The sequence below is a fragment of the Acinetobacter sp. WC-141 genome (genome assembly GCF_000313935.1).
In the GTDB taxonomy this organism is placed as follows: domain Bacteria; phylum Pseudomonadota; class Gammaproteobacteria; order Pseudomonadales; family Moraxellaceae; genus Acinetobacter.
This window is the reverse complement of sequence record NZ_AMSS01000066.1, coordinates 119352-125993: the sequence shown is the minus strand read 5'-3', so window position 1 is coordinate 125993 and position 6642 is coordinate 119352. Positions and strand designations below refer to the sequence as shown.

Below are 6642 nucleotides of genomic sequence, written 5' to 3'. Positions count from 1 at the left end.
CTGCAAAATCAATATATTCTTTATTTTCTTGATCCCAAATACGTGAACCTTCACCACGTACCGGAATGAAATTTGCCGGTGCAAAAACTGGAACCATCCAGTCGTTAAAGTTGCTTCGAGTTACAGAAATTGGCTGTTCCATGCTTACCTCAGTATTTATTTAATATATTCGATAACACTTAAATTTGAATAATTCAGAAAAAGGGGCTGAACAAATAACCCTATAACATCCTTAATATTTGCTCAGACCACTTTTCCTAAAAGTAATTTCCGCAGATTAGCCTGGGAAAATACCACGCTCTTTACGAGCTTTTAAAATACGCTCACATGCCAAGATGTAAGCTGCTGTACGTAAAGTACAAGCGTTGCTATTCGCTGTGTTCCAAACGTCATCCATAGCTTGAACCATCAATTTGTCTAAACGCTCATTGATTTCTTCTTCAGTCCAGAAGTAGCTCGCCATGTCTTGAACCCATTCGAAGTAACTTACAGTTACACCGCCGGCGTTACATACCACGTCAGGTACTACAACAATGCCACGCTCAACTAATACGTCTTCAGCTTTAGGATAAGTCGGGCCGTTTGCGCCTTCTAAAATCAACTTAGCTTTAAGTTTTTGAGCACGCTCAACAGTGATTTGACCTTCCAATGCAGCAGGAACAATAATGTCAACTTCTGCTGTCCAGAAATCTTCATCAGCAATTGATTGCGCGCCAGCGAAGCCGCCAATACCGCCTTGATTTGCATTTACGTGATCACGTAAAGCTTCAAGATCAATACCATCCGCATTGAAAATAGTGCCTGTATGGTCTTGAACGTGTGTAACTTTCGCTTTTGATTCAACAAACAAGAAAGCAGCTTCACTACCTACGTTACCAAAACCTTGAATAGCGATTTTCGCACCTTCAATTGGTAAATTGATTTTTGCAGCTACTTCACGACCTGTAACGAATACACCACGACCAGTCGCTTTTACACGACCTAAAGAACCACCTAAGTGAACTGGTTTACCAGTTACAACACCAGTTACCGTGTAACCTTGGCTAGTAGAATAAGTATCCATCATCCAACCCATGATATTGGCATTTGTACCAACGTCTGGAGCAGGGATATCTTTTTGAGGCCCGATAATGTGACCGATTTCAGTCGTATAACGACGAGTCAAACGCTCTAATTCACGATTTGACAATTTACGTGGATCAACACGAATACCACCTTTCGCACCGCCAAATGGCAAGTTCAAAACAGCAGTTTTAATTGTCATCCATGCAGACAACGCCATAACTTCGTTCAAATCAACATTTGGATGGTAACGAACACCGCCTTTACCAGGACCACGAGACAAGTTGTGTTGTACGCGGTAACCTTCAAAGTGCTGGATAGAACCGTCGTCCATTACAATTGGCACATCTACAATAAGTGCACGTTTTGGACGTTTTAAAGTGTCGATAAACTCAGCTAAGTGGTCTAAGTACGGAGCAACACGGTCAATTTGTGCCAAGTAAGTTTGCCATGCATCGCTGTGTTCGTTTACATATGAAAGATCTGACATCTTTTTTCCTATATACCTTCATAGATTCAGATTTGATAAATCTGCAATCTTTATTATTTAGCAACTAAAACTCTGAAATAACAGTGCTTTAGTTTATTTACTAAATCTTTTGCTCTTCTAAAGCATCAGATTTTTTAAATTCCATTTGTTGATACTAAAAGTACGATCTACTTTTACATACCGATATCTTTAACAAGTTTTCTTTTGTCTAAATTGCTGTTTATAAAGAGAGCTTTATAAAAGCAAAAAACTAACCACAACCCACTAAAACCAGCCGGCTGAAATATAAATACAAAAGAAGTGACATAACCGTTTGGGAGTTAAAAAGAACTATGATTCACAAAAATCATGAGTCCATAAAATTATTTTTGACTAATCGATAGATCCCTCCATTAGTCTTTTTAAAAATAAACTTTGTTCAATAATCCTACAGATTAATTATTTCTACACATACTGCTTAAAATCAAGCCGCAACATAGATATAAAATCTTCCAATAAATATAGCATAGAGCACACTCATTTAGAACATTTTAAAATAAATAAGCAGAGAAAAAATAATCAAATCGAACTAGATTTTATAATAAAAAAACAACAAATATTAAAAAACCCTTAACTCTAATAAAAAAAACTTATAGGAAATAAATATTCATAAATATAAAAAATGCAAATATTTTAAATGTTATATAACAATAAGTTAACACACCTAATCTTTTAAAATAACATTAAAAAATTATCTAATCTCCACAATAAATCCATATAAAGTCTATTCTACTCTTCTATTCTAAAAAACCAGAAACAGCTCTTTATTAAATAACAAGACTAAACATAGACTTAATTAAATATTTATAATAAATAAATATTAATAAAATCCGATAAAAGGTGAATTCATAAAACAACATTTGTTTCTATGATTAAAAATAAAAATTCATTTTTAAAAAAAATATATAAAATCTAACCTTTTTTAATTTTCTTTAGACCATAAAAAAGGCCCCAAATGGGACCTTTTGACTACGCCTGTGAAAGCTTACATTGCTTCGCTCTGCGCCACATCTTTCTTGTGATAGAAGATGAAATAGCTCGCATAGCACAAAATAATAAAAACAATACAACAGATAAAGCCCACCTGCATCGAAGGATCAAACACCATACTAATACAGGTAATAGCACAAAACAGACCGCCCACAATTGGAGTCAAAGGAAATAAAGGAGCAGCAAAACGCAAATCTTTTGCAGTTTTACCTGATTTATACCACTGTCTACGGAAGTTGAATTGAGATACGCAAATTGCAATCCACACTACAACCATGGTGAAAGCAGCAACACCCAATAAATTCTTAAAAATAGTTTCAGGTGCAAATTGCTCTGAAAGTAAACCTGGTATAGCACCCAGCATTGTGACCACAATAGCTACAATAGGTGTTCCTGAAGGTGTAAGTTTAGAAAAGATTTTTGGTAATTGGTTTTTTGCAGAAAGCGACCACATCATACGTGAAGCAGCAAACAAACCAGAATTTGCAGCAGAGAGTAAAGCCGTAATAATCACAAAGCGAATAATATCTTCGGCATATGGAATACCAATATAATTAAACACAGTCACAAATGGACTATTACTCACTTCATTACCACTCAAACCAGCAAGCTGGAATGGTAACAATGAACTAATTACAACAATTGTGCCGACAAAGAAAATCAGTAGTCGCCAAATAGCAGCATTAATTGCTTTAGGAACTGTCTGTGCTGGGTTCTCTGCTTCTCCAGCTGCCACACCAATTAATTCTGTACCCGAAAAAGCAAAATTAACAATCAGCATGGTTGTAAAAATTGGAAATAACCCGTGTGGGAACCAGCCTTGGGCGGTTAAATTGCTAAACAACGGCGCAGTTTCGTGTCCGTGATAAGGAATAAAGCCAAAAATAGCCAACAAACCCAAGCCAATAAAACAAATAATCGTGACAACTTTCACAAGTGCCAACCAAAACTCTGACTCGGCAAATAATCGCGTTGAACTAATATTAATGAAAAAAACTAAGGCACCAAAACATAGCGTCCAAGCCCAAACAGAAGTAGAGGGAAACCACTCACGAACCAGCAAAGCTGCTGCGGTAAATTCTGTTCCTAAAGTCGCGGTCCAAGTTAACCAATAGAGCCAAGTGATCATATAGCCTGTACCCGGACCGATATAGCGACGAGCGTACTCACCGAATGATCCTGATTCTGGTACATGTACCGCAAGCTCACCAAGACATAACATCACGGTATAGGCAATTAAACCGCCTAAAAAATAAGAAATAATTGCGCCAATTGGGCCAGCTTGGGAAATTACATCACCCGACCCTAAAAAAAGACCTGTACCTATGGCACCGCCAAGGGAGATCATCACCAAATGTCGAGTACTCATTGCTCGTTTCAAAGGTGCAGAACTTCCATGTTGCGATGCATCATTATTCCGATAATTTAATGATTGCATATAAAAAACTGTAACGACAATTTAGTAAAAAATCATTTTAGGAGAAAAAAATAAATATGCAATTATCTTTGAATAGTGAACTTATTTTAAGCAGCCCCCTCTTCCTTAAATAAAATAAATAACAAAAACATAATCTTATAAAAAAACATCATTATTTATGTATTTTAATTAACCTGATACTATTTCTATAATTTATATATTAATAAAACCCATTTATTTTAAAATATAGTATTTATATTCACCAGTGGCTATATCTACTTTTAATACAATAAGTATTCGCAGAACAAACACACTATTTATTTAAATAATGAACTTCAAATTAATATACAAATAAGTTTATGAAAAAATATTTTTTAAGCAAAAAATAAAGCCCAAACCTAAAGGCCTGAGCTTTATTTAACCACTATAAAATTTTAATAGCTGATTGAGACTAGTTGTTCAGTCGGCTGGATTGAACCTTCTATAAATTCACACATCCCTTGTTCATCACAAGATAGATTTAATTGCTTATAGCTGATTGCGAAAAAGTCGGAATATTTTTTGATTACAAATGGGCTCATGTCAGACGTTAAAGGCTCTTCGCGCTTGAACAATTTAATGACTTTGCGATCATTCATCCCTAACAAATAAGTTTCATTATTTAATTCAATGTGAACTACACCAGTGTGTTCAGCCACAATTGGAATTAAATAAGACTTATTTGCCAATAGAACATCTAGAGCATAACTCTCAAACTTTGAATTGATGAGGTTGAACACCAAAATTGAGCCAAAGCTGGTCTGTAATCCTTCGTTATAATTTGCAGTGTCCTGAATTCGCTGTACTTTAATACCTAACTTTTGAAAGTCTAGCTCAGTTGCTTGCTGTGTCTTTATCAGACTACGAGTAATAGCCTGTTTAAGGGGGTTATCAAAATAACGCTCATCAAGCTGAAAATCATTTTGGCGTAATATTTTTAACAACATGTCATCATGATGCGAAAGTACATGCGCAAGTACATTACGGAAGTAAAACTTACTTTGCTTTTTGACCTTGCGAACCTGCTGATAAAAATAAATTTCGTCAAATTCATGTTCAATAAAATCATGCAATAAACTTGAGCTTGCCAATACAGATAATGCTTCATGACCAGTAAATGGCAAATGAATCGTATGTAAGCTTGGCAACAGCTCTTTTATTTTTAAATAATGTTCGCGGTCAGTCGAAAAATAAGGATCATAAACAATGACATATTCACGCCCCGCATCCACATCTTGTGGCTGAATCTGCATGTCTTTATTTGCTTCAGCATCGAAAAACTCAGCATAGCGTCGATCTTCAACCTGTTCAGGATCAATTGAATATTGAGGCACAAATGCAATCACACGATTCATATTCAATAAATTAGAATATTTGATTGCTGCATAGCCGCCCATCGAACCGCCATAACCCACAATATTTTTAAAACCCTGAAGAATAGGCGAAATCGCTTTTGCCAGCTCAATCATGCTCGCTTGAGGAAACCATGATTTTTGTTTTGGCATTATTCCAATAACATTGTATTGGTATTTAATTAGGGACTTTTCAGCATTGATAGATAAGCCACTCGCTCGGGTAATCAAATCGCCAAAAGAGAGAACTAATGTATTAGAATCGCCGGGTAAAAAAATGGCTCTAATGTGTTCGTCTTCAAAAATAATTTGCTTATCCATGCTCACACCGAAAGAAAATTTACTCCCACATACAACGTCAAAAATGAAACAAAATAGGTGTTTTGCCAATTTATGATTGCGGAGTATCTTATTTTATAGATGCCAGTCAGATTAAAAAGCGCAAAATATGACACAATCCTTACATCCTGCCGCTCAAAAAGGCTTCAGCTCAGCTGCTGAACTATATCAGCAAGTTAGACCCAATTATCCCGCAGAAATAGTAAGTTGGCTGCAAAATTGCCTACAAATACAGGAAAATTCTACTGTTATCGATCTTGGATCGGGTACTGGCAAATTCTTACCCTACTTAAAACAAACACATGCAGATGTTATTGCAGTTGAGCCAATTGGCGAGATGTTACAGCAGCTTCAACAAGTTTATCCTGATATCAAAACATTACAGGCTTTTAGCAATTCAATTCCTATAACAGACCATGAAATTGATGCCATTATTTGTGCTCAATCTTTTCACTGGTTTGACAACCTCGATACCCTAACAGAAATGCACAGAATCTTAAAACCACAAGGACATTTAGGGTTGGTTTGGAATCAACGCGATGAGCGGACAGATTGGGTCAAAGCTTTAGCTGATTTTCTACTTCCCCTTGAAGGGGACACGCCTCGTTATCATAGTGAAAAGTGGAAACGTGTGTTTGAAGGCCAGAATTTATTTTTATTTGACAGCCTCCAAACATTTATACAGTCACAACGTGGCTCTGTTGAACAAGTGGTGAGTAAACGTTTACTCTCAACGAGTTTTATTGCTGCAATGACTGAAAAAGATCAGTTACGACTCAAAGCACAGTTTGAAAAAATTGTTTATGATTTTACCGGACTGGGTCCTCAAGATCAGATTGATTTTCCTTATGTCACATATGCATATCACTTTCAAAAAGTACGTTACCCGTTAAATAATCAGTGAATAGGTTTGG

Annotated in this window: 4 protein-coding genes and 1 pseudogene; 1 reads left to right on the top strand and 4 read right to left on the bottom strand. The window is 36.0% G+C overall.

Annotated elements, in window-relative coordinates:
• From ACINWC141_RS20525 to ACINWC141_RS13670, 4 genes and pseudogenes are all read right to left on the bottom strand, one after another.
• Window positions 1–142 (bottom strand): annotated as a pseudogene (locus ACINWC141_RS20525) (hypothetical protein); the annotation flags it as partial.
• A gap of 135 nt (window positions 143–277) precedes the next feature.
• The gene (locus ACINWC141_RS13680) at window positions 278–1552 is read right to left on the bottom strand and encodes a Glu/Leu/Phe/Val family dehydrogenase (RefSeq protein WP_004789729.1); all 1275 of its coding nucleotides are present in this window, start codon (window positions 1550–1552) and stop codon (window positions 278–280) included.
• Between the two features lie 1024 nt (window positions 1553–2576).
• Window positions 2577–4019 carry an amino acid permease gene (locus ACINWC141_RS13675; protein WP_009391945.1) on the bottom strand — a complete coding sequence of 481 codons (1443 nt, stop codon included), beginning with the start codon at window positions 4017–4019 and terminating at the stop codon, window positions 2577–2579.
• Window positions 4020–4432: 413 nt separating this feature from the next.
• A complete protein-coding gene (locus ACINWC141_RS13670) occupies window positions 4433–5710 on the bottom strand; it encodes a hypothetical protein (protein WP_009392004.1) in 1278 nt (425 codons plus the stop codon).
• Between the two features lie 127 nt (window positions 5711–5837).
• Here ACINWC141_RS13670 and ACINWC141_RS13665 point away from each other — a divergent pair, with 127 nt between their 5' ends.
• Window positions 5838–6632: a class I SAM-dependent methyltransferase gene (locus tag ACINWC141_RS13665; protein WP_009392014.1), complete on the top strand. Its 795-nt coding sequence runs from the start codon at window positions 5838–5840 to the stop codon at window positions 6630–6632.
• The last annotated feature ends 10 nt before the right edge of the window (window positions 6633–6642 follow it).

What these genes read in the sequence shown, in the direction of transcription:
- ACINWC141_RS13680 (WP_004789729.1), bottom strand. Translation starts at nt 1,552, where the DNA reads ATGTCAGATCTTTCATATGTAAACGAACACAGCGATGCATGGCAAACT.
- ACINWC141_RS13675 (WP_009391945.1), bottom strand. Translation starts at nt 4,019, where the DNA reads ATGCAATCATTAAATTATCGGAATAATGATGCATCGCAACATGGAAGT.
- ACINWC141_RS13670 (WP_009392004.1), bottom strand. Translation starts at nt 5,710, where the DNA reads ATGGATAAGCAAATTATTTTTGAAGACGAACACATTAGAGCCATTTTT.
- ACINWC141_RS13665 (WP_009392014.1), top strand. Translation starts at nt 5,838, where the DNA reads ATGACACAATCCTTACATCCTGCCGCTCAAAAAGGCTTCAGCTCAGCT.